At 42.0% G+C, this 24,764-nt stretch carries 18 protein-coding genes; 5 read left to right on the top strand and 13 right to left on the bottom strand.

The genetic code is table 11. The features are described from left to right. Window positions 1-71 precede the first annotated feature (71 nt). Window positions 72-728: a Crp/Fnr family transcriptional regulator gene (locus CPRO_RS00120; RefSeq protein ID WP_066046513.1), complete on the bottom strand. Its 657-nt coding sequence runs from the start codon at window positions 726-728 to the stop codon at window positions 72-74. A gap of 157 nt (window positions 729-885) precedes the next feature. Here CPRO_RS00120 and CPRO_RS00125 point away from each other — a divergent pair, with 157 nt between their 5' ends. Further along, entirely contained in the window at window positions 886-1,266 is a 381-nt protein-coding gene (locus CPRO_RS00125; protein ID WP_066046516.1) for a desulfoferrodoxin family protein, read from the top strand. 144 nt (window positions 1,267-1,410) lie between these two features. Further along, window positions 1,411-3,939, top strand: a complete 2,529-nt coding sequence (locus tag CPRO_RS00130; RefSeq protein ID WP_066046518.1) for an FAD-dependent oxidoreductase — start codon at window positions 1,411-1,413, stop codon at window positions 3,937-3,939. A 153-nt stretch (window positions 3,940-4,092) separates the two neighbouring features. Here CPRO_RS00130 and rbr read toward each other — a convergent pair whose 3' ends face one another. The 8 genes from rbr to argC form a co-directional block, all read right to left on the bottom strand. Then, window positions 4,093-4,632, bottom strand: a complete 540-nt coding sequence (gene rbr / locus CPRO_RS00135; protein ID WP_066046520.1) for a rubrerythrin — start codon at window positions 4,630-4,632, stop codon at window positions 4,093-4,095. Between the two features lie 271 nt (window positions 4,633-4,903). Next, window positions 4,904-8,941 (bottom strand): carbamoyl-phosphate synthase large subunit, encoded by a 4,038-nt coding sequence (gene carB / locus CPRO_RS00140; RefSeq protein WP_066046522.1) that lies wholly within the window; start codon window positions 8,939-8,941, stop codon window positions 4,904-4,906. Then, window positions 8,928-10,016: a carbamoyl phosphate synthase small subunit gene (locus CPRO_RS00145; protein ID WP_066046524.1), complete on the bottom strand. Its 1,089-nt coding sequence runs from the start codon at window positions 10,014-10,016 to the stop codon at window positions 8,928-8,930. Before CPRO_RS00145 ends, carB begins: the two co-directional genes overlap by 14 nt. 16 nt (window positions 10,017-10,032) lie before the next feature. Beyond that, complete coding sequence (gene argF, locus CPRO_RS00150) at window positions 10,033-10,938, bottom strand: ornithine carbamoyltransferase (protein ID WP_066046526.1); 906 nt, start codon at window positions 10,936-10,938, stop codon at window positions 10,033-10,035. Between the two features lie 157 nt (window positions 10,939-11,095). After that, window positions 11,096-12,268, bottom strand: a complete 1,173-nt coding sequence (locus CPRO_RS00155) for an acetylornithine/succinylornithine family transaminase (protein ID WP_066046528.1) — start codon at window positions 12,266-12,268, stop codon at window positions 11,096-11,098. Window positions 12,269-12,513: 245 nt separating this feature from the next. Further along, on the bottom strand, window positions 12,514-13,371 hold the full coding sequence (gene argB, locus CPRO_RS00160; RefSeq protein ID WP_066046530.1) for an acetylglutamate kinase: 858 nt from the start codon (window positions 13,369-13,371) through the stop codon (window positions 12,514-12,516). A gap of 16 nt (window positions 13,372-13,387) precedes the next feature. Continuing rightward, complete coding sequence (gene argJ / locus CPRO_RS00165; RefSeq protein ID WP_066046532.1) at window positions 13,388-14,602, bottom strand: bifunctional glutamate N-acetyltransferase/amino-acid acetyltransferase ArgJ; 1,215 nt, start codon at window positions 14,600-14,602, stop codon at window positions 13,388-13,390. A gap of 17 nt (window positions 14,603-14,619) precedes the next feature. Beyond that, window positions 14,620-15,549 carry an N-acetyl-gamma-glutamyl-phosphate reductase gene (gene argC / locus CPRO_RS00170; protein ID WP_066046535.1) on the bottom strand — a complete coding sequence of 310 codons (930 nt, stop codon included), beginning with the start codon at window positions 15,547-15,549 and terminating at the stop codon, window positions 14,620-14,622. A 429-nt stretch (window positions 15,550-15,978) separates the two neighbouring features. On the opposite strand from argC, the gene CPRO_RS00175 reads away from it, so the two are divergent. The 3 genes from CPRO_RS00175 to CPRO_RS00185 all read left to right on the top strand — a co-directional run bounded on the left by CPRO_RS00175 (window position 15,979) and on the right by CPRO_RS00185 (window position 19,229). Continuing rightward, on the top strand, window positions 15,979-16,860 hold the full coding sequence (locus CPRO_RS00175) for an aldo/keto reductase (RefSeq protein WP_066046537.1): 882 nt from the start codon (window positions 15,979-15,981) through the stop codon (window positions 16,858-16,860). 283 nt (window positions 16,861-17,143) lie between these two features. Continuing rightward, window positions 17,144-18,160, top strand: a complete 1,017-nt coding sequence (locus tag CPRO_RS00180; RefSeq protein ID WP_066046539.1) for an alpha-hydroxy-acid oxidizing protein — start codon at window positions 17,144-17,146, stop codon at window positions 18,158-18,160. A 214-nt stretch (window positions 18,161-18,374) separates the two neighbouring features. Continuing rightward, window positions 18,375-19,229: a CPBP family intramembrane glutamic endopeptidase gene (locus CPRO_RS00185; protein WP_066046540.1), complete on the top strand. Its 855-nt coding sequence runs from the start codon at window positions 18,375-18,377 to the stop codon at window positions 19,227-19,229. A 158-nt stretch (window positions 19,230-19,387) separates the two neighbouring features. On the opposite strand, the gene asnS is transcribed toward CPRO_RS00185, so the two are convergent. The 4 genes from asnS to CPRO_RS00205 form a co-directional block, all read right to left on the bottom strand. Further along, entirely contained in the window at window positions 19,388-20,782 is a 1,395-nt protein-coding gene (gene asnS / locus CPRO_RS00190) for an asparagine--tRNA ligase (protein WP_066046542.1), read from the bottom strand. Window positions 20,783-20,861: 79 nt separating this feature from the next. Beyond that, on the bottom strand, window positions 20,862-21,833 hold the full coding sequence (msrB, locus tag CPRO_RS00195; RefSeq protein WP_066046544.1) for a peptide-methionine (R)-S-oxide reductase MsrB: 972 nt from the start codon (window positions 21,831-21,833) through the stop codon (window positions 20,862-20,864). Window positions 21,834-22,051: 218 nt separating this feature from the next. Further along, window positions 22,052-22,918 carry a carbon-nitrogen hydrolase family protein gene (locus CPRO_RS00200; RefSeq protein WP_066046546.1) on the bottom strand — a complete coding sequence of 289 codons (867 nt, stop codon included), beginning with the start codon at window positions 22,916-22,918 and terminating at the stop codon, window positions 22,052-22,054. Window positions 22,919-23,335: 417 nt separating this feature from the next. Next, window positions 23,336-24,712, bottom strand: a complete 1,377-nt coding sequence (locus CPRO_RS00205; RefSeq protein WP_066046547.1) for a sodium-dependent transporter — start codon at window positions 24,710-24,712, stop codon at window positions 23,336-23,338. Window positions 24,713-24,764: the final 52 nt, after the last annotated feature.

Here is a 24,764-nt window from a genome sequence, read left to right on the forward strand (position 1 = left end):
TTTAATTTATGAAAAGAAATCATATCAAATTTTTAAGAAAGCAAAAAACAAAAGTAACATTTATTTTCTGGTCAGTATTTTGGCGTATTTAAAAAAATGTTTTTATCAATAACTTTTACTGTATTGTCTTCCTTCATTCTTTTCAATTCTCGCATCATTGCACTACGGTCAATGCAAAGATAATTTGACAATGCCAGAAAGGAAAAGGGCAGTTGGAAAAAATTTTTTCCAGTTTTTGCCGTCTGCAACCGAAAATAGCTTAAAAGCTTTTCTCGAATGGTGCGATGGCTTAAAATATCTACCTTCTCTGTGAGATTCACAATTTTTTTTGACATAAACGTAAGTAAATTTTCAATGACAATACTGTGATGGGCACAGGCGTTTGAACATCGTTTTGTAAGGTGAGATTTATCTACAAAAAGTATAGCACAATCCTTTTCGCAAATCACAATAAACTCATCGTCGTGTTCAAAAAAAGAAAAAGCAGCACCGAAAATTCCCGAATCCTCAATATATTCCAGCATATCCAATGACCCATCGGCATTCAGCCGATTAATTGAGACACAACCGTGGTATAACAATCCAACTTTTTGACAACCTACATCATAAACATAGGCCGTTTGTTTTTCATGAAAAAATTTTTTTTCCGCTTCAAAGCACACAATCATTTTTTCAATGTCATCGGCGGTTACACCGGAAAAAATTGGATTTTTACGCAAATTTTTCATAAAAACACCTTCTATTGTTGCAATTGCAACTTTTTTTTTCTCTCTTTTTATGCTATCATATTATCATACAAAAGTAAAAATAAATTTGTATAAAGAAACTTAAGATAATGCATTATAACAAAATATAAAGGGTTTAATGATGAAGGAGGAATGCAGCATGACACCAAAGTTTTTTAGATGTAATCACTGTAAAAATATTATTCACATGGTAGAGGATAGAGGGGGTACTGTAGTCTGTTGTGGAGAGGCTATGCAGGAATTGAAAGCAAATACCTCTGATGGTGCGACAGAAAAGCATGTTCCCGTTGTAACAGTAGAGGGAAATAAGGTGAAAGTTGTTGTTGGCAGTGTTGCCCATCCTATGTTGGAAGAACATCACATCGCTTGGATTTATTTAGAAACAACCAAAGGCGGACAACTGAAGTATTTGGATCACACAGGTGCTCCTGAAGCTGAATTTGCTTTGACAGATGACGAGAAATTAGTAGCAGCGTACGAGTACTGTAATTTACATGGACTTTGGAAGTACGAAGCATAAAAACCAACCCAAAGACCGGTAGATACCGGTCTTTGTTATTTTAAATTAAAAATGTATAAAGCTTAAAATTAGAGAAACCATACAAGGAAGTATCGGTCTAAACATAAATAAAGAATACAGTATTAAATAAAAAGGAGGAATTTCATGAATACATTGCAGTTAAAAAAAGACCTTTATTGGGCAGGTATTTTAGATAAAGATTTACGGGTGTTTGATATAATTATGATGACGGAGTTTGGTACTACATATAACTCCTATATCTTAAAATGCGGAGATAAAACCGTGCTATTTGAAACAGCGAAAGCAAAGTTTTTTGATCAATATGAAAAAGCAATTTCTGAAAAGCTTGATGTAGAGAATATTGATTATATCGTTGTTGACCATACAGAGCCCGATCATGCAGGAAGCTTACAGAGTATTATTGAAAAATGCCCTCGGGCAAAAATTATTGCCACACCAACGGCCATCGGCTTTTTGAAGCAGATTGTAAATCGTGATTTTTATAGTATTGCCGTGAAGGATAAGGATGAGTTGCGCATTGGTGATAAAACCCTGCGTTTTTATTCCCTGCCAAATCTTCATTGGCCTGATAGTATGTATACTTACATTGTTGAGGATAAGGTTTTGGTGACCTGCGATTCCTTCGGCTCTCATTATGCCCATGACGGCATTTTAAGAAGCACTGTAACCGATGAAGAAGGCTATATGCGTGCGACAAAATATTATTTTGATAATATTTTAGGGCCGTTTAAACAGCCTTATATGACAGCAGCCTTGGATGTGGTAAAATCATTGGAAATTGATATGATTTGCACTGGCCATGGCCCTGTATTAGATAGCCATATTGAGGAACTGATTCAAATTTACGAGGAATGGTGTAAGGTTCCTGTTAACGAGAAGAAAACCGTTGTAATGCCATATGTAAGTGCTTATGGCTATACTGGTGAGTTGGCAGAAAAAATTGCCGATGGTATTCGTGAAAGCGGGGATATTGAGGTAAAGATATATGACATGGTAACGGCAGACCCCGGCGTGGTTCTAGGTGAAATCGCCCCCGCAGAAGGTATCCTGTTTGGCACACCTACCATTTTGGGAGATGCATTAAAGCCTATTTGGGATTTAGCCACCTCTTTGTACTCCCCAATTCATGGCGGTAAGCTTGCCAGTGCCTTTGGCAGTTACGGCTGGAGCGGCGAAGGCGTGCCTCATTTGATAGAGCGATTGAAACAGTTAAATATGCGTGTAATAGATGGTTACCGTGTACAATTTAAGCCTTCGGAGAAAGAGCTTTTGGAAGCCTTTGAGTTTGGCTATCGGTTTGGTCAAAAATTACAGCAAAAGGAAATGCCAAAAAAATCAGGCGCAAGGTCTACGCTGGTGAAATGCTTGGTTTGTGGTGAAATTTTGGATTCTTCTTTGGATCGTTGCCCTGTTTGTGGTGTTGGGCCTGAAAACTTTGCACCAATTGAAGTTGAAACCGTTGCTTTCTACAAGGAAAGCTTGGAGAACTTTGTGATTCTTGGTGGCGGTACAGCGGCACTGAATGCGGCAAAAGCCATTCGAGAGCGGAATAAGACGGCAAAAATCACCATGGTTTCGGAAGAAAAGGAATTGCCTTATGATAGACCTATGCTGACAAAGAACATGTTTGGGGCATTAAGTGGTGATGCCATTGCCAGCGAGGACAGAGCTTGGTATGAAGATAATCAGGTTATCATTAAATTAGGCACCAAGGTAGAGAAGCTGGATACCCAGAAGAAGGAAGCTCATCTTTCCAACGGCGAGGTATTGCCTTATGATAAGTGCGTTTATGCTTTGGGTGCAAATAGCTTTGTTCCTCCCATTAAAGGAAGGGATTTAGAAGGCGTAACCGCAATCAGAACCATTTCTGACGTGGAGAAGGTAAGTCACTGGGCGTTAAACGCAAAATCCGCTGTGGTAATCGGTGGTGGCGTATTAGGCCTTGAAGCTGCTTGGGAGTTGCGTAAAGAAAAGCTTCAGGTAACAGTTTTGGAAGGCGCACCTGTTTTGATGGCAGGAAAGATTGACAGCGAAGCAGTAGAAATGCTCACCAAGATTGCCAGTGACCAAGGCATTCGTATTGTAACCGGTGCAAAAATTTCCGAGCTTAGCGGAAATGGCAAGGTTGAAAGCGTTTTATTGGATGGCGGCGAAAGCATTCCTGCGGATATCGTGATTATCTCCACTGGTGTTCGTGCAAGCATCGCTTTGGCTAATGAGGCGGGTATTACCTGTGATCGTGCTGTTGTTGTGGATGAAGCAATGCGCACCAATTTGCCTGATGTTTATGCTTGTGGTGATTGTGCCCAGTATCAGGGTATGAATATTGCAATTTGGCCTGTGGCGTCTGAAATGGGACGTATTGCAGGGGCAAATGCAGCAGGAGACAGCTTAACCTATAGCCAAAAGACCTATGGCGTAACTTTAGCGGCCCTGGGAACCATGTTGTATGCCATTGGTGACCCCGGCAGTAAGGAAGGTTTAACCTATAAAACCATGCAGGTAAAGGATGAAAGAAAGGGTATTTTGGAAAAATATTATTTCTTAAACAATACAATTTGTGGTGCAATCCTCTTGGGAGATACCTCGAATCTTGCAAAGGTAACCGAAGCAATTGAGGAAATGAAAAGCTTTGGAGAATTTTTTAAATAAATTGAAATTTAGAATACAACAAAAGGGTGTCGGCTTTGTCGACACCCTTTAAATATGGATAAATCAAACAATAAAGAAAAGAGAATTGACAGGGGGCATCAATTCTCTTTTTGTTACTGGTGTTGCTATTAAAATTACTGAGGAAAATGCACCTTAGTAATTTTGGGAAGCCAAACGGAAATAGGACTGAGGGTGGTTGCAAACGGGACAGAGTCCAGGAGCATCCTTACCAACATGTCTGTGACCACAGTTTTCACACTGCCATACGCTTTCTTCCTCTTTTGAAAAAACTGCACCAGTCTTTACATTTTCTAAAAGCTGGCGATATCTTTCTTCGTGTTCCTTTTCAATCTTTGCTACTGCTTCAAAAAGATAAGCAATACGGTCAAAGCCTTCTTCTTTTGCTTCTTTTGCAAAGTTTGCATACATATCTGTCCATTCATAGTTTTCGCCCATCGCTGCGTCCAGAAGGTTTTCTGCTGTGGAAGGCACTGTGCCACCGTGTAACAGCTTAAACCAAATTTTTGCATGTTCCTTTTCATTGCCGGCAGTTTCTAAGAAAAGAGCAGCAATTTGCTCATAGCCTTCTTTTTTTGCCACACTTGCATAGTATGTATATTTATTTCTTGCCTCAGATTCACCTGCAAATGCGGTTTTTAAATTTGCTTCAGTTTTAGAGCCTTTCAGTTCCATAAAAACACCTCCGAGATCATTGAATTTTTTATTTATATGTCTTCTCTTTAAATATATTATATATTAAATAATAATAATTGTCAACAAATAAAACGATTATTGGAAAATATATTTACTATATTAGGAAAATGAAATGCAGAAAAGTTCCTGAATTAAAAGGAAAGCCATAATGAATATCTTTCTTAATTTTCTTATGCTTAAAGGAACTGTACTTTTATCAAAGGGAGCCGACTTTGTCGGCTCCCTCAGTAAACATTACTTATTATAATGATTAAATTTCAATGATACCTTCGAAGTCCTTGCGGGCATCACCGGTCATGTTAATATTGTTATCATCACAGTGAATAATCAAATCTCCACCACGAAGTTTTACAGTAATGTCCTGCTTATCGGGGCAATGTCCCAAAGCAACTGCCGCCGCAGCTACAGCGCAAGCACCTGTGCCACAGGCCATGGTTTCGCCAATACCTCTTTCCCATACCCGCATACGCAAGGTTGTGCGGTCTTCCACGGAAGCAAAGGAAATATTCGCCCGTTCGGGGAAGAAAGGCGCATGCTCAAGCATAGGACCAACTTCCTCCAGAGGAATATATTCCACATCCTCTGTGAAAATCACACAGTGGGGGTTACCCATGGAAAGGCAGGTAATAAAGTATTCCTTGTTGCCCACAGTGACTGCTTTGTGAATCACAGCTTCTTCTCCCAAGGTAACGGGAACGGCCTTAGGGCTGAAGTCAGCCTTGCCCATTTGTACCAATACGGAGTATACTTCATTTTCACGGACAAATAGTTCTAATTGTTTCACGCCGTTTCCTGTTTCAATGGTGACGTTTTCTGATTGTATCATATGGTTATCATACAGATACTTTGCAACACAGCGGATAGGGTTTCCTGCAACTGCGGACTCAGTACCGTCAGCGTTAAACATACGCATTTTTGCGTCGGCTATGGTAGAAGGCTCGATGAGAACAATGCCGTCACCACCGATGCTGTTACGACGGCTGGAAAGCCATACACTTAAAAACTCAGGATTTTTGATTTCCTGTTCAAAACAATTGAAGTAGATATAATCGTTGCCACTGCCACGCATTTTTGTAAAATGGAGCTTTTCTTTTTCTCTGGGCAAATGGGCAATATCAATAAGCTCCATATTATTCAGGTGGAATCCGCTGGATAATGCATTTACCAAGGCATTTGTGGTATCAATGCTGGTGAGGCAGAAAATACCACGTTCCGTTGCCTTTCTGCGCAACTTCACGCTAGCAAGCTGGGGCAGCGTGCTTTTATTGGAGGTGGAAACCATATACTGAATTTTTCCGCTTTCCAAAAGCTCCATAATTTCATCAATGCCTTCGACCATAGTAGGCAGCTCCGTTACAGGAATATCATATTTTTTCAGCTCATAAGCTGTACCTTCTGTTGCATATAGCTGGAAGCCTAATTCATGCAATTTTCTTGCAGGATGAACCACTTCTACTTTATCTCGCTTTTTCACTGTCAGCAACACGCCGCCACGCTGTTCCATGTGGTAGCCTGCTCCTGCTAAGCCTTTATAGATTGCTTCTTCCAAAGTACGCCCAATGCCCAGAACTTCCCCTGTGGACTTCATTTCAGGCCCAAGGTGGGTATCCACATCTGTCAGCTTCTCAAAGGAGAATACAGGCACTTTTACTGCGGAGAAGAGGGATTGACGGAATAAGCCTGTACCATAAGGCAAGTCCGAAAGTTTTTTGCCCAGCATTACCTGCGTAGCGATATCAACCACGGGTAAGCCTGTTACCTTGCTGATATAAGGGATGGTTCTGGAAGCACGAGGGTTGGCTTCTATAATATAGATTTCATTCTCAAAAATAACATACTGTATATTAATCAGGCCTCTGGTTTCCAATGCCAAAGCCAATTTTTCCGTTGCTTCAATCAAACGGCGGGTAAGGGGGCCGCTGAGGTTCCAAGCGGGATAAACGGCGATAGAGTCACCACTGTGAACACCGGCACGTTCCACATGCTCCATAATTCCCGGAATGAGCACTGCTTCGCCATCGCAGATTGCGTCAACCTCAACCTCAGTACCCATGAGATATTTGTCTACCAAGATAGGGTTTTCAATGCCCCCAGCCAGAATGATATCCATATAGCGGGCTACTTCCTCATCAGAAAAGGCGATAATCATGTTTTGTCCACCTAAAACATAGGAGGGACGTACCAAAACGGGGTAGCCAAGCTGATTTGCTGCGGTTAATGCTTCTTCTTTTGTCATAACACCAAAGCCCTTTGGTCTTGACATCTGCAATTCCTCAAGAATGGCATCGAATTTTTCTCTGTCCTCCGCCGCATCAATGCTTTGAGCAGAGGTTCCTAAAATACGTACACCTGCTTCGGAGAGAGCCTTTGTCAGCTTAATTGCCGTTTGTCCGCCGAAGGCAACTACAACGCCGTAAGGTTTTTCTGTTGCAATAATATCCATCACATCCTCAGGGGTGAGGGGTTCAAAATAAAGACGGTCGGCAGTGTCAAAGTCGGTGGATACGGTTTCGGGGTTATTGTTTACCATAACCACATCGTAGCCTTCCTCTTTTAATGTCCAAACACAGTGAACGGAAGCGTAGTCAAACTCGATACCCTGACCAATACGGATAGGGCCGGAACCGAAAACGATAACCGTCTTCTTTCCACTGTTATGGTTTTCGATGAATTCTGCGGCTTCATTTTCTGCGTCATAGGTAGCGTAAAAATAAGGGGTTTGAGCCGCAAATTCCGCCGCACAGGTATCAACCATTTTATAAACAGAGTTTCTGTGGGGATGGGTTTGTCCCGAAAGGCTGAAAATGGTCTTATCCAAAAAGCCTGTATTCTTTGCCAATACATATAATTCTTCGGTGAGTGTCTCTTTTGCTAAGCGTTGTTCAATCTCTAAAATATTCATGAGCTTGCCCAAGAACCACTCATCAATGAGGGTAATTTTATGAACCTCTTCAATGGAAATGCCACGTTTCAACGCCTCGTATACCACAAACAGTCTGCGGTCTGTGGCTTCATCCAGCATTTCTCTGATTTCATCAGTAGTATTTTCCTCTAGAATAGCTAAATTCAGCGTATTCATGGAGATTTCCGCTCCACGAACGGCCTTCAAAAGAGCCTGCTCAAAGGTAGGTGCAATTGACATAACTTCCCCCGTAGCCTTCATTTGAGTGCCAAGCTTTCTTTTTGCATAAACAAATTTATCAAAAGGCCATTTTGGCAGTTTTACAACCACATAGTCTAAGGTTGGCTCGAAGAATGCGCTGGTTTTCCCTGTTACGGCGTTTTCGATTTCCCCAAGGGTCAGACCAACGGCAATCAGTGCCGCAACCTTTGCAATGGGATAGCCTGTTGCTTTGGATGCTAGGGCGGAGGAGCGGGAAACACGGGGGTTTACCTCAATTACCGCATAGCGGAAGCTCTCGGGGTCTAAAGCAAACTGAACGTTACAACCGCCTTCTACCTGTAATTCGGTAATAATATCCAAAGCGGCAGTACGGAGCATTTGATATTCCTTATCCGCCAAAGTAACGGCAGGGGCGATAACGATAGAATCCCCTGTATGCACACCAACGGGATCAAAGTTTTCCATGGAACATACAGCGATTACGTTTCCGTCGCCATCACGCATAACTTCAAATTCAATTTCTTTCCAACCGGAGATACACTGCTCAACTAAGATTTGATGAATGGGAGAAGCCTCCAAACCACTGCGGGCAATTTCCGATAATTCGGCTTTGTTTTTGGCAATACCGCCGCCGCTTCCCCCTAAAGTAAAGGCAGGACGTACAATAACGGGATAACCAATATAATCCGCAAAGTTTAGGGCACTTTCAATATCTGTAACTACTTCAGAAGGGATGCAGGGCTGATTCAGCTTTTCCATGGTTTCCTTAAACATCAGGCGGTCTTCAGCTTTATCAATGGTTTCTAAACGAGATCCTAACAGAAGGACGTCTTCTTGCTCCAAAAATCCTTCTTTTGCCAATTGCATTGACAGGGTTAAGCCGTTTTGACCGCCCAACGTGGAAAGGAGGCCGTCAGGCTTCTCTTTTTGAATAATTCTTTTAATAACATCAATTTTTAACGGTTCAATATAAATTTTATCTGCAATGGCATTATCCGTCATAATGGTAGCAGGGTTGGGGTTAATCAAGATAACCTCAAGACCTAAGGACTTCAACGCACGGCATGCTTGGGTGCCGGCATAGTCAAATTCAGCCGCTTGCCCAATGACAATTGGGCCGGAGCCAATAATCATAACACGTTTCAATTTTTTATTCAGCGGCATTTTCGTTCCCTCCCATTAAAGACATGAATTGTTCAAACAAAAAGTTGGTATCCTTGGGTCCACCGCAAGCTTCGGGGTGAAACTGAACGGAGAAAGCGGGGATATCGGTATATTCGACTCCTTCGCAGGTGTTATCGTTTACATGGGTAAAGGACAGCACGGCGGAAGGAGGCAATGTTTCGGATTTAATGGCATAGCCATGGTTTTGGCTGGTAATATACAGTCTGCCTGTTGGGGTATAGCGTACAGGTTGATTTGCACCTCTGTGACCGTATTTCAATTTTGTGCTGATAGCACCCTTAGCCAATGCCAACATTTGGTGTCCAAGGCAGATACCGAAGATTGGTGTTTTGCTCTGGGCAGTCTTGCCGATATTTTCGATAATGCTTTTGTTATCCGAAGGGTCTCCTGGGCCGTTAGAAAGGAGGATTCCGTCAGGTTTTAAGCTCAAAATTTCCTCTGCTGTGGTTTGAGCGGGAACAACGGTGAGCTTACAGTCTCTTTTGATTAATTCGTCCCCCATGTTTTTCTTATAGCCAAAGTCCCAAAGCACAACATGCTTTTTCCCTGTAGGATTTAGTACATAAGCCTCTTTGCAGGTTACCTTATCCACACTGCTGCTTAAAGCGGCATTGGAAAGGCTTCTTGCAAAGGCCTCCATATCTTGGGGAATTTCGTTTACAATAGCAGCATTCATTACGCCGTATTCACGAATAATTTTTGTTAAGGCGCGAGTATCCAAATCGCAAAGGCCGATTACCCCTTGCTGTTCCAGATATGCCCCTAAGGTGCCTTCGTTTCTAAAGTTAGAGGGCAAATCGCAGATATTTCTCACGATATATGCAGAAAGGGAGGGAGATTGACTTTCAAAATCATCGGGTATTACCCCATAATTTCCAATCAACGGGAAGGTTTGCACTACTATTTGACCGTGATAGCTGGGATCGGTCAAGGTTTCCAGATAACCTTCCATTCCTGTTGTAAAAACCAACTCTGCCGTAATTTCGCCTTCTTTACCAAAGCGTGTTGCGGGAAATACTTTTCCGTTTTGCAGAACCAAATATGCTTTTTTCATCGTTTTTCACATCCTATCAGCCCATTAATTTTACGAGAATTGCTTTCTGCGCATGAAGACGGTTTTCCGCTTCATCAATAATTTCGTCTGCGTGTGCCTCAAAAACATCAGCGGTAATTTCTTCGCCTCTATGGGCAGGCAGGCAGTGTTGAACCATACAGCCGTTGTTGGTCAGTGCCATCAATTCTGAATTGATTTGGTAGCCATCAAATGCCTTAGCACGAATAGCCTGTTCTTCCTCTTGTCCCATGGATGCCCAAACGTCGGTAATCACAACATCGGCATTTTTTACCGCAACCTTAGGGTCATCAGTGAGGATAAATTTATTGCCGTATTCCTTAGCAAAATCAAGAATCCTGCCATCAGGACGATAGCCTTCGGGGCAAGCAATGCTTACTGTCATTCCAACCTTTAAGCCACCTACGATTAAGGAGTTGGCCATATTGTTTCCATCGCCGATGTAACACATCTTAAGCCCTTCTAATTTTCCCTTATGCTCACGGATGGTTTGCAAGTCCGCCATAACCTGACAAGGGTGACAAAAGTCGGTCAAGCCATTGATAATGGGGATTGAGCCGTATTTTGCAAGGGTTTCCACTTCTTCTTGTTCAAAGGTACGAATCATGATGCCGTTTAAATAGCGAGAGAGCACACGGGCTGTATCCTCGGTGGGTTCTCCGCGGCCAATTTGGGCATCCTTGGAGCTGATGAAAAGGGCATGTCCGCCTAACTGATACATTCCTGTTTCAAAGGAAACACGGGTACGGGTAGAGGATTTCTCAAAAATCATGCCTAAGGTTTTGCCTTTTAAGAAATGATGTTCCTTACCCTCCTTCACATATTTTTTCAATTGATCAGCCAAGTCTAAAAGCTCGATAATTTCTTCTGTTGTACAATCTAACAGCTTTAAAAAGTGCTTCATTCGTTTCATGCCTCTCTTTCTAGTGCTCCTGGGAAATAGTTAATATACAGCGCAAAACGCAGGAGGACAAGGGCGGATTTTTCTAACAGGGAATCTTTGAGATTTCCTGAAACCACTTAGCCTGAAGCTGCGTTTTGCGAAATAACCTTATTGTATTTTACATTGTTTTTAATACATTTGCTAGTATGGAAAGACCTTTTTCCAATTCTTTTCTGGTAATGGTTAAAGGTGGTAAAAGTCTTACCTTAGTTTTTGCAGAAAGTACCAATAAACCGTTATCCAAGCATTTTTGGATAACTTCTTTTGCATCTATATCTAGGCTTACGCCAAGCATCATGCCCATGCCTGCAACATCGGTTACATGGGGCATAGTCAAAATCTGATTTTTAATAAATTCGCCTTTTTTCTGAACCTCAGCCAGAAAATCATCGTTCAAGCGTTTCAAAATTTCAATAGAGCCAGCACAAACAACGAGATTGCCGCCGAAGGTGGAGCCATGATCTCCTGCAGACAAGCATTCCTCGGTTTTTTCGCCGAATAATACGCCCCCAATGGGCAAGCCGCCGCCAAGACCCTTTGCGCAGGATACCAAGTCAGGTTGAATGCCAAATTGCTGATAGCTGAAGAAGGAACCGGTTCTGCCGATGCCTGTCTGAACCTCATCTACAATGAAAAGAATATCCTTTTCTTTACAAGCGTTATATACAGCCGTTACATACTCCTGATTCAAAGGAAGAACGCCGCCTTCTCCCTGAACCATTTCCATAATAACAGCGCATACATCATCCGTCAATTTGGAAAGTGTATCTTCCAAATCATTTGCTTTTGCAAAAACAAGGCCGTCTACAAAGGGGAAGAAGTAGTTATGGTAGGTATCCTGACCAGTTGCAGAAAGGGTAGCCAAAGTTCTGCCATGGAAGGAATTTTCCAAAGCTACAATGGTGCTTCTACCTTTACCATATTTTAAGAAACTATACTTTTTTGCCGCTTTAAAAACGCCTTCATTTGCCTCGGCGCCGCTATTGGCAAAGAACATTTTTTTCATGCCGCTTTTCTCGCAGACCAATTTTGCAGCTTCCCCACAGGGAGCGGTATAGTATAGGTTTGAAGTATGCTGTAGTTTTTGAATCTGTGCAGTGACTGCTTCGATCCAGGCTTTATCGCAAAAGCCCAATGCGTTTACGCCGATACCGCTGGTCATATCTATATATTCTTTACCGTCTACATCATAGCAAGTGGCGTTTTTACCGTGGTCAAGAGCCACAGGGTAGCGGCCGTAGGTATGCATGATATAGTCGTCGTCTTGTTGTTTGATTTTTTCAAAGCTCATTTGGTTCACCTTCCTTTTCTATATTAAGGTCAAGGGCAAGTTCAAGGTCAAGCCACAAGGTCAAGGTCATGGGACGACGTCCCAAACCCTGCAAGGGATGCTCCCTTGACCCATTTATGCAAAAACTTTCGTTTTTGCTGTTGGATTTTTGCCTAAAACCCCATGACCATGGGGTTTTAAATAAAAAGTTTTTGGTCTTGCTTTTTACCAAAAAGCAAGTGGGTATGGGAAAAGTTCATGGTATTTCACTTCATAAACATGGTTCCAACGCCTTCGTCAGAGAACATTTCAATCAAGATGGAATGTACAATCCGGCCGTCTATCATGACCGCTTTTTCTACGCCGGATAATACGGACTTTTTTAGGCTCTTCACCTTGGGAATCATGCCGCCGCTGATAATCCCATCATTAATCAGTGTTTCCACTTCGTCTATTTTTACCACGGGTATCAAGGAGTTTTCGTCAGAAATATCACGCATCAATCCTCTGATATCTGTAAGGGTAATAATATTCTCTGCTTGTAGCGCCGCCGCAATCTCTGCTGCCGCCGTATCCGCATTGATATTATAGGTCTGCCCTTTGCAATCGGTGCCAACAGTTGCAATCACAGGGATGTATCCGCTTTGTATCGCTTGGGTGATGGGTTCGGTGTTGATTTCTGTAATTTCTCCAACATATCCATAGTCCCCTTGGATTTTTTTTGCCTTAATCATTCCGCCGTCAATACCGCAAAGACCAATGGCCTTTCCCCCCAATTGCCCAATGAGGGAAACAAGGTCTTTGTTGGTTTTTCCAGCTAGCACCATCTGCACAACCTCTGCGGTTTCCTCGTCGGTATACCGCAACCCATCTATGAAACGAGAGGGGATATCTAGTTTTTTTAACATGCCACTGATTTCAGGACCGCCCCCATGCACCAGTACCACATGTATGCCTACTAAGGAGAGCAGAATAATGTCGCTCATCACTGCTTTTTTTAATTCTTGATGAATCATTGCATTGCCGCCGTATTTTATTACTACCGTTCTTCCTGTATATTTTTGTATATAAGGCAGTGCCGCCGTTAAAACCTTTGCCTTTATGTTGTTGCAGTCTGTAACCATTTTTTCTGCCTCCCCATCAGGTGCGGTAATCTCCATTGATTTTTACATAATCATAAGTTAGGTCGCAGCCCCACGCCGTAGCCGTGCCTTCTCCTTGGTTGAGTTCAACTTGAATATGAATTTCTTCTTCCAAAAGAATATTTTTTGCCACTTCTTCGTCAAAGGCAACTCCAGCGCCATTTTCGCAAACGTGAATACTGCCTTTGGTTGAGGAAATATCAACAGAAATGGTGTCTACTTGAAAATCTCCTTCTGTATAGCCAATGGCACAAAGAATACGTCCCCAGTTGGCATCTGCGCCAAACATTGCCGCTTTCGTTAAGCTGGAGGTAATGATGGATTTGGCAATTGCTTTTGCTAAAGGGGTAGTAGGTGCACCATTCACTGTGCATTCCATAAGCTTTGTAGCACCTTCACCATCCCCGGCAATTTTTTTAGCCATTGAAGTACAGATTTCCTTGATTACCGTTAAAAAGGCTTCAAATTCGGCACCTTCTGCCTCAATCATAGGGTTTTCAGCCATACCGTTTGCCATAATGGAAACCATATCGTTGGTGGAGGTATCCCCATCAACGCTGACCATATTAAAGGTATCATCTACAGCTAATTTTAAGGCCTTATTTAGCATTGGGGTAGTAATTGCCGCATCTGTTGTTAAGAATCCCAGCATGGTTGCCATGTTGGGATGAATCATGCCGCTTCCCTTTGCCATTGCGCCAATGGTCACTGTTTTGCCGCCAATTTCAATGGTATAAGCTTCTTCCTTTGCTTTGGTATCAGTGGTCATAATGGCTTCTGCCGCCAAAGCACCGCCGTCTGCTGTGAGTTGAGGTGCCAATTCCTTGATGCCCTTTGCAATAGGCTCAAGGGGTAGCACAGCACCGATAACCCCTGTGGAAGCAATGATAATATCCTCGGGGGAGAGCCCTAAGGCCTCCGCTGTCATTTGGCACATTGCCTCGGCCTTTTCCACGCCGTCGGCGTTACAGGTGTTTGCGTTTCCGCTGTTGCAAATCATAGCCTGAGCCATTCCGTTTGCAATGTTGTTTTTGGTCACGGTAATGGGAGCACCGTAAACTTTATTTTGTGTATAAACTGCCGCCGCCGTGCAAGGGGTTTGGCTGTAAATCATAGCTAAGTCTTTTTTCATCTGGCTTGCACGCACGCCGCAGTGTAAACCGCCGGCGAGGAAGCCCTTAGGTGCAGTAACACCACCTGTTATTTTCTCCATAAAATTTCCTCCTTTGTTTATATCAATGATTCGGTTTCATCTAAACCGAGGACAATATTCATATTTTGCACTGCCGCTCCCGATGCACCTTTACCTAAGTTATCAAATACACTGGTAATGGTCATTCTTTGGTCGTTTCCTTCGATATAAAGGGTTAAACCATTGCTGTCTGCCAATAAATTGGATGCCAGAAAACCGCTTTCCTCATGGGCGATTTTTATAAAATTAGAGTCTTTATAAAAATCCTGAAAGTAAGCAATCAGTTCTGCCTTTGTAACCTTTTTCAAAAAAAGGTCTGTATGCAGAGGGATGCAGGTTTCCATACCCCGATAGAAATCGCAAACAATTGGCGTAAATACCGGTGGAGCGGAAATTCCTGTTACATACTGCATTTCGGGCAAGTGCTTATGGGTTTGATTTAAGCCATATTGCCTTGGGCTCTCAAATGCATCAGGTCTATCAGAAGCTTCATATTCCTGAATCATTCCTTTGCCGCCACCACTGTAGCCTGTGATGCTGTGAGCGGAGAAGGGGTAGTCAGGGCTTAGAATACCCAGCTTTACCAAGGGATATGCCGCCGCAATAAAGCCTGTTGCATGACACCCGGGGTTGGCTATACGCTTTGCTTTTGCAATCTCCTGTCTATGAGCGGGAGAAAGCTCCGGAAAGCCGTAAGTCCAAAGGGGGTTGGTTCTATGGGCGGTACTGGCATCAATGATGCATACGTTGGGGTTCTCCACCAGAAAAACCGCTTCCTTCGCCGCCTCATCGGGTAAACAAAGGAACACAACGTCTGCACTGTTCATCAGTCTTTTTCTTTCAGCCTCATCCTTCCTCAGCTCTTCGCTGATTAGCATAAGCTCTATATTCGGATGATGTTCCAGACGCTGACGCAGCTGCAAGCCTGTTGTACCTACTTGGCCGTCTATGTAAACTTTATATTTCATAGCCATGTTCCCCTTTTCAAACAATTTATTTTTTTATATTATATACCTTTCAAATAGAAAGTCAATACGAAAATGCATAATTATACAATTTTGTGAATTGGAGATGATGAATAGTCATTTACACAAGAAGTAAGGATAAATATGAATAAAAAATACAACAAACTTTTTTTAAAATTTAGAAATATTATTATAAATTCAGGAAGGAAGCCTTCATTTCATTGTGTGGGCTATTCGATATTCCAAACACTTTGAATGAATAATATACGATTATCAATTAATTATTCAATAATTTTGTGGAAATAGCCATAGAATATGCAAAAAAAGTTCCTAAAGAAGGGTATAAATATAAGTTGTGGATTATGCCAAAGGAAAATCATATGTTATGGCGAACAGTAAACATAATTGAAATTACGAAGGGAGAGTATTCAAATGGAATATTTGAAAATAACAGAAGAGCTTTCTTTTTCCCGCATCATACAGGGGTTTTGGCGTCTGGTTCAATGGGAGTGGAGTGCAAAAGAGCTAGAGGCTTTTATGCAAGAATGCGTGGAACGGGGGGTGACAACCTTTGATACCGCAGAGGTGTATGGTTTTGGTGAATGTGAAACCCAATTGGGACGGGTGTTTGCTAGAAATCCGGCTTTACGCAATAAAATTCAGCTGGTAAGCAAAACGGGAATTTTTAATCATGAAGGTTTTAAATATTATGATACTTCCTATGATAGAGTTAAAACTTCATGCAAAGAAAGTCTGCAACGTCTTTCCTGCGATTGTTTGGATTTGTATTTGATTCATCGGGAAGACCCTTGCTTTGATCCAAAGGAAACGGGAAGGGCGTTACTAGAATTGAAGAAAGAGGGCTTAGTAAAGGAAATCGGCGTGTCAAACTTTGACCCCATTAAATTTCAAGCACTAAATCAATTTTGCGAAAATCAGCTTTGTACCAATCAGATAGAATGGAATCCATGTTGCTACGAGCATATTCATTCGGGAATGATTGACCTTTTGACGCAAAAACAGCTTCATCCAATGATCTGGTCACCCCTGGCAGGGGGAAAGCTATTCACTTCCCAAGAACCACCCTATGTTAGGGTTAGAGAAAAACTTTCGGAAATCGCACAGCGTCATGATGTGGAGGCGGAGGTCATTGCCTACGCGTGGTTATTGTATCATCCTGTAAAGGCAATGCCCATTGTGGGAAGCAGTAAGCTTTCTCGTTTGGAAAGCGCCATAAATGCTTTGGACGTAAAATTGGAGCGCTGGGAATGGTATGAAATTTATACTGCAAGCGCAGGAACTAGATTGAGATAGTCTAGTAGTTTAAAAAATAATAAACTATTACAAGAGAGTGTTTTGACGATCAGTTTTGAGTCATATTTTTTAGTAGTATCGTAAAAATGCTGAATCAATGGGTGTATACCTCTATGATACATTCTTCTATATAGATGAGAAAGCAAAATAATTTAGGTAAAACTGGGATAAGTTCGAAGTTTTAAAGGGTGAAATCCTATTTCAAAAAGGGTATATGAATTTGATTTCCTGATATCCTTGTGATATGATAGGCCTAAAAAAAGAAAAAGGGGTGTCTAAAATAATGACATATGAAGAAGTGTTGAAGGCTGCAAGAGAATGTATTGGCGATAAGTGCTTTGCCTGTCCTGTTTGCAACGGAAAGGCTTGTGGAAATAAGTTGCCGGGCCCTGGTGCAAAGGGAATTGGCGATGCGGCGGTGCGTAATTATGAGGCTTGGAAAAAAGTTTATCTTAATATGGATACCATCTATGAGAATAAGCCTATAGATACCTCTATTACCCTATTTGGCAAGCAATTTGATTATCCTTTTTTTGCAGGCCCTGTAGGTGCCATTCAGCTGCATTACAGCGATAAATATAATGATATTACATATAATGATGTATTGGTTTCTGCTTGCAGTGAACACGGGATTGCCGCTTTTACCGGTGATGGTGTAAATCCTCAGGTTATGGAGGGTGCCACAAAAGCAATCAAGGCGGCAGGGGGCTTGGGTATCCCCACAATTAAACCTTGGAATAAAGAAACCATTGAAGAGAAAATGCAATTGGTTTCCAAAAGTGATGCTTTTGCTGTTGCCATGGATATTGATGCGGCAGGATTACCCTTTTTGAAAAATCTGACGCCTCCTGCGGGCAGCAAAACTGTGGAAGAGCTGAAAGAGATTATTAACTTCACGGAGACACCTTTTATTGTAAAAGGAATCATGAGTGTGAAGGGTGCTTTAAAGGCAAAAGAAGCGGGAGCAGATGCCATTGTTGTTTCAAATCACGGTGGCAGAGTATTGGATGGTTGTGCCGCTACGGCAGATGTTTTGGAAGAGATTGTGGCGGCAGTAGGGGATAGTATGAAAATCTTCGTAGACGGCGGTATCCGTACCGGTGGAGACATTTTCAAAGCCCTAGCCCTGGGGGCAGATGGAATCATTATCGCTAGACCTTTTGTTTCCGCGGTATTTGGCGGAGGCGCAGAAGGGGTTGCAGGTTATATCAATAAAATTGGCGAAGAACTGCGAGATACAATGGCCATGTGCGGTGCCACCAGTATTTCTGAAATCACGAGGGATATGGTAAGAAGATAAGCTTTGCTTACAATAATTAGGTATCGTAAAGGTGGCGATTGCAAGAGAGTTGTGATTGTCACCTTTTTTATAGAAACAGGGATATAAAAGAGAACTGTTCTGTATTTATGTGATTTAGTATTTCATCTGATTCTTTCAAAATGACTTTCGAGAAATATATTGTTTATAAGAATCACAAGAGAGTAGATTTTTTTCATTATAGAAGGAGGGTAGCATGAAAACAGAAAACAAAAAAATGGGACTATCGTTGATTCTAACCATTTATTTAGTATGTTTTGTTTTTCGGGGCTTTGAATACTTCGTTTTACAAACGGACAGAGGATTTTTTGGAGAGGCATTTCTGCATAAATTGGCAGGAATATGCATTCTCTTTTTTACGTTGAGATATTTATGCATTTCATGGAGAGAGATTGGTTTTTCCAAAGGAAAGCGGGGGAAGTATCTGGCGTATGGTATACTCCTTGGAGTATTGGTGTTTTTTCCTGCTTACGGTACGGAATTTATCATGCAAACTATTTCAGGAAATGCACCAAAACTGCAATGGTATGTGACCAGCTACAGCATACAAGGTAATTTGGGTTATCAAACAGATTTGATTTTTTACATTCTTTGTATTGCAGGAAACATTATAAATGTGGTAATGGAGGAAGGGGTTTTTCGGGGGCTGTTTCTGAAACTTGCAGAGAAAAAATACTCCTTTTTGTGGGCAACCATTCTTTCGTCTTTGCTGTTTGGGCTTTGGCATGTTGCAGCACCGATGCGGAGTTTTTTAGAAGGAAATATGAATATCTTTCCTGCCTGCATGGCGATGCTCAGCTTGACCATTATGTCGGGTTTGATGGGAGCAAAGCTATGTATGCTGACCAAAATTTTCGGAAATCTATGGGTTCCCATGGCAGACCATTTTGTGAATAATACCATAGTGAATTTATTGCATATTTCTGCTGTTTCGGGGTCAGACCAGATGCAGGTGATGCGTATTGCCATTGCCCAAACCTTATCATTTTTCATTGTACTTTTTCTGTATTGGAAAACCAAGGCCAGCAAAAAGGATACCTTTCGTGAATAGAAATGAAACATAATTAGGAAATAACGAGATATTTACTTAGAGAAAGCCTATTTTAGTGAAATTATAGATATTGTTACAGTAAATTAGAAAGACCCCATACAAAATTTCTTGCAATAGGGTCTTTTTTCATGCGCCAATATCAAGGGAATATTATTTTATTAGAATTCTGCGTTCTTTACCGTTCTTGGATAAGGCAGTACATCACGGATATTGCCCATACCTGTTAAATACATTACTGCACGCTCAAAGCCCAAGCCAAAGCCTGCGTGTCTGGTACCACCGTATTTTCTAAGGTCAAGATACCACCAGTAATCGTCTTTGTTCAGTCCCAGCTCGTCCATACGCTGTTCCAGAAGGTCTAAGCGTTCCTCTCTCTGGCTTCCGCCGATGATTTCGCCAACACCGGGCACCAAAAGATCCATTGCCGCAACGGTTTTATTATCCTCATTCATGCGCATGTAAAAAGCCTTGATATCCTTGGGATAGTTTGTAACAAAAACGGGTTTTTTGAAAATTTGCTCTGTGAGATAGCGTTCGTGCTCAGTCTGCAAATCGATGCCCCATTCAACGGGATATTCAAAAACTTGTCCACTTTCAATCAACAATTCCACAGCCTTTGTATAGGTTACACGGCCAAATTCATTATCCAAGATATTTTGCAGTCTTTCCAACAGAGTTTTATCCACAAAGCTGTTGAAAAACTCCATTTCCTCGGGTGCATTTTCCAATACATAGCGGATGATATATTTCAGCATATCCTCCGCCAGCTCCATATTGTCCTCAAGGTCAGCAAACGCCATTTCCGGCTCAATCATCCAAAATTCTGCCGCATGACGGGCAGTATTGGAATTTTCAGCACGGAAAGTAGGGCCGAAGGTGTATACATTACGGAATGCCATAGCAAAGGTTTCTGCGGAAAGCTGACCGCTTACTGTTAAATTTGTTTCTTTTCCGAAGAAATCCTTGGAAAAATCGATTTTTCCGTCCTCTGTTTTTGGCAGGTTGTTTAGGTCTAATGTGGTTACGCGGAACATTTCCCCTGCACCTTCACAGTCACTGCCTGTGATGATAGGTGTGTGGGCATATACAAAGCCTCTTTCCTGAAAGAAATTGTGAATGGCAAAGGCAATCAAGCTTCTTACACGGAAGGTTGCGGAGAACATATTTGTTCTAGGGCGTAAATAAGCAATCTGGCGCAGGAACTCAACGCCGTGGCGCTTTTTCTGCAAAGGATATTCGGGGGCAGAAGTGCCTTCTACCTGAATTTCAGTTGCCTTTAATTCGAAGGACTGCTTTGCATCAGGAGTTTCCATTAAAATTCCTTTTACAATCAAAGCGGCACCAACGCCTTGCTTTGTAATTTCTGTATAATTAGATAAGGCTTCTGCTTCAAAAACAACCTGAAGGTTTTTGAAGAAAGAGCCGTCGTTCAGCTCAATAAAGCCAAAATTTTTGGAAACACGCATGGTACGAATCCAACCGCCGATGGTTACCTCTTTGCTTGCATAGGCAGCCGTATCACGGTAGATTGATTTTACTGTTGTCAAATCCACTAGAGATCGCTCCTTTTCTTATAACTGAATTCATATGTCCTTTATTTTAGCCTCCTGCCGCAAAAAACACAACCATTTTCTATAGAAAAGGTAAAAATTCGCCATATCCTTCCTGTTCCATGTCTTTTTTGGGAATAAAACGCAGGGCAGCGCTGTTGATACAATAGCGAAGTCCGCCCAATTCTTTTGGGCCATCGTTAAAAACATGTCCCAGGTGGGCATTGCCCGACCGACTGCGTACCTCTGTGCGAATCATATTGTGGGTGATGTCGTCATATTCCAAAACAGTATTGGGGTCTAATGGCTTTGCAAATGCAGGCCAACCGCAGGACGACTGAAATTTATCCTTCGAAGTAAAGAGAGGCTCTCCTGTTGTAATATCCACATAAATCCCTTCTTCTTTGGTTTCCCAATATTCGTTGAAAAAGGGAGGTTCCGTTTCATTCTCTTGGGTCACAGCAAATTGAAGTGGTGTAAGTTTTTTCTTTAAAACAGCTTTTTCAGGTTTTGGATAATTCTTTTGGTCAATGATGCGCTGTTTTTGTTTTGCAATCTTCTCATAATTAATATGGCAGTATCCCCCGGGGTTTTTGGTTAGATACTTTTGGTGATACTCCTCCGCTTCAATAAATTGCAGCAAGGGTAGGTTTTCCACCACAACAGGGCGGTCATATTCCTGTTGTAATTCCTTTAAAAAGGCGGCGATGATTGGTTCCTGTGTCTGATTGGTATAATAAATTCCCGTACGGTATTGAACGCCAATATCCATGCCCTGTCTGCCCATGGAAGTAGGGTCTACTGTATAGGCGTATTCCTTTAAAACTTGTGATAGGCTGATTATTTCTGGGTCAAAAACCACCTCTACGGTTTCTGCGTGACCCACACCACGGCAAACTTGCTCATAGGTAACAGTTTCAGGAAGATTGATTGTCCGACCTTCTTTTTTTCCCAAAGCGTATCCTACTCGGGTGGATATAATCCCTTCTATAGATTCCATATACTGTTCGGTGCCCCAAAAGCAGCCACCCGCCAGATAAATTGTTTCTTGCATATTTCATTCCTCCTTTAAAAGGTCAAAACCGGGGTTTCACCCACACCCACTTACTTTTTAAAAAAAGCAAGACCAAAAACTTTTGTCTGAACCCCCATTTTATGGGGGTTCAGCGTAGAATCATTTTGGGAAAAACCAATTTTTTCACAAACGGGTCAAGGGAGGTAACCCTTGCGGGGTTTGGGACAGCGTCCCAAGGTCTGTTATTATCACTAAAATTACTTATTTATCCAAAGTGATGGCTCTGGGAGTCTTGAACTGCATCCATTTGAGATATCCGTCAAACGGTACAAATCCTTGCGACGATGCTTCAAAAGTGGTAACTCTTTGCGTACTTTCTCCAAATATTCAAAATCCCATTCAACAAAAGCGATTTCTTCTTTTTCCTCAAGCTGTATCAGAACTCGCCCCCAAGGGTCGGTGGAAATGGTGTGCCCCCAAGCAACGTAGGATGCGTTCACATCTCTCGCCGGAGCAACCCCTGCCATATAAAGCTGATTGTCTAACGCCCTTGCACGGAAGGAAAGCTCCCAATGAGCAGGGCCAGTGGTCATGTTAAAAGCGGCAGGCACAATAATCCCCTTTGCACCTTGAAGTGCCAAAAGGCGTGCTAGCTCAGGGAAACGAATGTCATAACAAATCATAAGTCCTAGTTTTCCCCAAGGTGTATCAAAGGTCGTAAAATCCTCGCCGGGTGTTAGAACGTCGGATTCCATAAACCGCTGGCCGCCCTCCACATCGATATCAAATAAATGCATTTTACGATGCTTTTCAACTCTGCGGCCCTTTGGATCAAATACAAAAGAGGTGTTGTAGATGTTATCCTTAAATTTTTCGGGTACAGAGCCGGCTATAATATAAATTCCATATTCCTTAGCCAATGCGCCTATTTCTAAAAGAAAGGGGTCGTCCTTATCCATAGCGAAACGAGGGAAACAGCTGTTGTCATAGGGGCAAGCAAACATTTCGGGAAAAACGGCAATGTCAATGCTCTCCTTTACTGCCTCGGACAAAAGTGTCTTTGCTTTCACTAGGTTCTCTTCGGGTGTGCTTTTCACTTGCATCTGAATTAAGGCTAATTTCATGGAATATCTCCTCCGCTCTTTTTGTTTTGAGTATAGCACGGATTGGGAAAGGAAAAAAGTAGGAGTATCTGCAAATAATGACAGTTTTTGAATGGGTAACTATTTGACTCGGCACTTTATACCTAAGAGGGGAGCAGAGCGGTAGAGTCTCGTTTTACGGAACAAAAATGTGACCATAGCTTTTGATGAAATCAATGTTTGTTCAGGAGTTATTTACCACAAAAAAACCACCCCTATTTTGGGGTGGAAATTCAATAGTAAAATGATATATGTGCATAAGAAATTTTGGGTCATGCCTTTTCAAACTGATCTGCCCAAGAATGATGCCTAACTTACAGCTTTGGAGCAAAAGTGCTTGATCCTATGGAAGATTGGGATTCCCAACATCCTCCTGAGACTTATCTTCCAATTACTTTCTTAGCTAAAAAACAGTGATTTGTAACCCATTATAAATACAAACAATACTATCAACGGCAAAATCCATTGAATATAAAAACGAATCGATTTGGGAAACTTCAAGCCCTTGCCACTGTTGGCCTCAGCCATAAAATTATCCCAACCCCAGCCTATTTTCATGGAGCAGAATAAAACATAAACCACACTGCCCAAAGGCAAAATATTGTTGCTGACAATAAAGTCCTCAAAATCCAAAATAGAAGAACCTTCTCCTAGGGGTTGTATGCCGCTTAATATGTTAAAGCCCAAAACGCAAGGCAGGGAAAGAAGAATGATTGCCACAAGATTGATGGAAACTACCTTTTTTCTGCTGGCCTTCGTCAAGTCCGTACCAAAGGAAATAATGTTTTGGAATACGGCAATCACTGTTGACATGGCGGCAAAGCACATGAATAAAAAGAATAAAGAACCCCATAGACGACCACCTGGCATTGCGTTAAACACATTGGGCAGGGTAATAAAAATTAAGCTTGGGCCTGCATCGGGGTTGATTCCGTAAGCAAAGCAGGCAGGGAAAATAATTAAGCCTGCCATTAGGGCGACCATGGTATCCAAGATGGTAATGAAGATGGCTTCCCCTGTTAAAGAACGGGAGCGGTCAATATAGCTGCCGAAGATGGCAATGGCACCCATACCAATGCTAAGGGTAAAGAATGCTTGTCCTAACGCAGCAAATAAAACATCTACAATACCAAATTCCTTTAAAGCGGAGAAATCAGGTGTTAGATAAAAACGCAGACCTTCCTCGCCGCCTTTTAAGAAGAGAGAGCGGCATGCTAGAATTACCATCAAAAGCAGTAGTAAGAGCATCATTACCTTTGTAATTTTTTCTACACCTTGCTGAAGACCTTGGCTGCAAATACCAAAACCAATTAAAACAACTGCAATCATAAAGCCTACCATTAAAGTCGGATTTTGCAGCAAGGAGCCGAAAATTTCGGCAATACCATCCTTGTCTAATCCTACAAAGCCGCCGGCGGACATTTTAATGAAATAATAAAGCATCCACCCAGCAACTGTGGTGTAAAACATCATTAAAACATAATTGCCTGCCATTGCGAAATATTTGAATAAATGCCATTTGGTTCCCTTTGGCTCTAAGACATCCATGGACATTGCCACGCTCTTTTGGCTGGCACGGCCAACGGAAAGCTCTGTTACCATGATGGGGATGCCGAGTATGAGTAAAAACAGAATGTAAATGAGTACAAAGGCGGCACCGCCATATTGCCCCGTAATATATGGGAATTTCCAAACATTACCCAGACCGATTGCGCAGCCTGCAGAAATGAGGATGAAGCCCAGTCGGGATGAGAATTTTTCTCTTTGCTGATCCATAATACCCTCCTAAAGTAAGCAGTCTATTCGCTGCATAAAATATAATAGCTGT

Source organism: Anaerotignum propionicum DSM 1682 (assembly GCF_001561955.1).
Classification (GTDB): domain Bacteria; phylum Bacillota; class Clostridia; order Lachnospirales; family Anaerotignaceae; genus Chakrabartyella; species Chakrabartyella propionicum.